Source organism: Bradyrhizobium sp. IC3195 (genome assembly GCF_020193585.1).
Classification (GTDB): domain Bacteria; phylum Pseudomonadota; class Alphaproteobacteria; order Rhizobiales; family Xanthobacteraceae; genus Bradyrhizobium; species Bradyrhizobium yuanmingense.
Genome location: NZ_JADYVG010000003.1, coordinates 1 through 2,500, shown reverse-complemented (window position 1 = coordinate 2,500; position 2,500 = coordinate 1). Strand labels below are relative to the sequence as shown.

Below are 2,500 nucleotides of genomic sequence, written 5' to 3'. Positions count from 1 at the left end.
GGAGCCAGACGGGATCGAACCGACGACCTCATGCTTGCAAAGCACGCGCTCTCCCAGCTGAGCTATGGCCCCGTAACCAGAAGACGAATGCTCACTCGATGAAAGTGGTGGGCCTGGGAAGACTTGAACTTCCGACCTCACGCTTATCAAGCGCGCGCTCTAACCAACTGAGCTACAAGCCCCTAACGCATATCCCGTCAGGGACCGTGGGATCCTGCTTGATGCAGGCCCAGCGCGTGTTCGTCCGCGAAGAAAGAGAAACGAAGACGGCGAAATCCCGCCAATGCAGCTCAACGATCTGGCGATCTGTTGGCCACTGATGTTTCTAAAACGATCCGATAGTGAGCGTGAGCTCGCTGAAGGATCATCCTTAGAAAGGAGGTGATCCAGCCGCAGGTTCCCCTACGGCTACCTTGTTACGACTTCACCCCAGTCGCTGACCCTACCGTGGCCGGCTGCCTCCCTTGCGGGTTAGCGCACCGTCTTCAGGTAAAACCAACTCCCATGGTGTGACGGGCGGTGTGTACAAGGCCCGGGAACGTATTCACCGTGGCGTGCTGATCCACGATTACTAGCGATTCCAACTTCATGGGCTCGAGTTGCAGAGCCCAATCCGAACTGAGACGGCTTTTTGAGATTTGCGAAGGGTCGCCCCTTAGCATCCCATTGTCACCGCCATTGTAGCACGTGTGTAGCCCAGCCCGTAAGGGCCATGAGGACTTGACGTCATCCCCACCTTCCTCGCGGCTTATCACCGGCAGTCTCCTTAGAGTGCTCAACTAAATGGTAGCAACTAAGGACGGGGGTTGCGCTCGTTGCGGGACTTAACCCAACATCTCACGACACGAGCTGACGACAGCCATGCAGCACCTGTGCTCCAGGCTCCGAAGAGAGGGTCACATCTCTGCGACCGGTCCTGGACATGTCAAGGGCTGGTAAGGTTCTGCGCGTTGCGTCGAATTAAACCACATGCTCCACCGCTTGTGCGGGCCCCCGTCAATTCCTTTGAGTTTTAATCTTGCGACCGTACTCCCCAGGCGGAATGCTTAAAGCGTTAGCTGCGCCACTAGTGAGTAAACCCACTAACGGCTGGCATTCATCGTTTACGGCGTGGACTACCAGGGTATCTAATCCTGTTTGCTCCCCACGCTTTCGTGCCTCAGCGTCAGTACCGGGCCAGTGAGCCGCCTTCGCCACTGGTGTTCTTGCGAATATCTACGAATTTCACCTCTACACTCGCAGTTCCACTCACCTCTCCCGGACTCAAGATCTTCAGTATCAAAGGCAGTTCTGGAGTTGAGCTCCAGGATTTCACCCCTGACTTAAAGACCCGCCTACGCACCCTTTACGCCCAGTGATTCCGAGCAACGCTAGCCCCCTTCGTATTACCGCGGCTGCTGGCACGAAGTTAGCCGGGGCTTATTCTTGCGGTACCGTCATTATCTTCCCGCACAAAAGAGCTTTACAACCCTAGGGCCTTCATCACTCACGCGGCATGGCTGGATCAGGGTTGCCCCCATTGTCCAATATTCCCCACTGCTGCCTCCCGTAGGAGTTTGGGCCGTGTCTCAGTCCCAATGTGGCTGATCATCCTCTCAGACCAGCTACTGATCGTCGCCTTGGTGAGCCATTACCTCACCAACTAGCTAATCAGACGCGGGCCGATCTTTCGGCGATAAATCTTTCCCCGTAAGGGCTTATCCGGTATTAGCACAAGTTTCCCTGTGTTGTTCCGAACCAAAAGGTACGTTCCCACGCGTTACTCACCCGTCTGCCGCTGACGTATTGCTACGCCCGCTCGACTTGCATGTGTTAAGCCTGCCGCCAGCGTTCGCTCTGAGCCAGGATCAAACTCTCAAGTTGGACTTGAACTTTGAACCGGCTGATCACAACGTTTGACGAGGTCCCACCATTATCGACCGAAGTCGATGTGCTGCCCGCGATTCACATCGCTGGCAACGATGGTGTTTCCTTTAAAACGTGTACCGCCGAAGTCTTTCGTCCGGTCTCGATCAGAAAAGCCGAAGCTTCTCGGAAGCGAGACCCGCAAGGACTCCGCCGTCCACGTTTCTCTTTCTTCATCTTCACTTGTCAAACAGCCCGAGACCATGGAGGCCTCAACCTTCCTGAGAGGAAGGGTTCCGACACCCTTACCAACGATGGATGAACTCCAACCGACTGGTGTCGGCTGTTGTGTCACTCAACAAGGTGAGGAGCATCAGTGGCGCGTTCGCTCGCCTTGGTCAGTGACCCGGCGGCGCCGCGCTCAGTGGTTGGGGTTATAGGCCCCACCTTCCGGCCTGTCAACGCCAATCGTCAACAAATCGTCGCACAGCGGACCAGCGAGAAAACACCCGCGATTCCAGCCATTTAGAAAGCCGCCGGGCACATCGAACGAGCCCGCCCGGCAAAAAATCTGAAAAAAAGTTTGCCCGCCGGCGGGCTCCGGAGGGCGCCTTGGAGCCCTCCCTGGCGGCGGCCCCGGGGGAGGCCGCCAGGG

The 2,500-nt window shown here is 56.7% G+C and carries 2 tRNA genes and 1 rRNA gene (1 of these 3 cut by a window edge); all 3 read right to left on the bottom strand.

Features of this window, described 5'->3' with window-relative positions:
• Positions 1–72 (bottom strand) — tRNA-Ala (locus tag I6F09_RS07345) (it extends 4 nt beyond the left edge of the window).
• 33 nt (positions 73–105) lie between these two features.
• A tRNA-Ile gene (locus I6F09_RS07340) sits at positions 106–182 on the bottom strand.
• Between the two features lie 192 nt (positions 183–374).
• Positions 375–1,863, bottom strand: a 16S ribosomal RNA gene (locus I6F09_RS07335).
• Between the last annotated feature and the right edge of the window lie 637 nt (positions 1,864–2,500).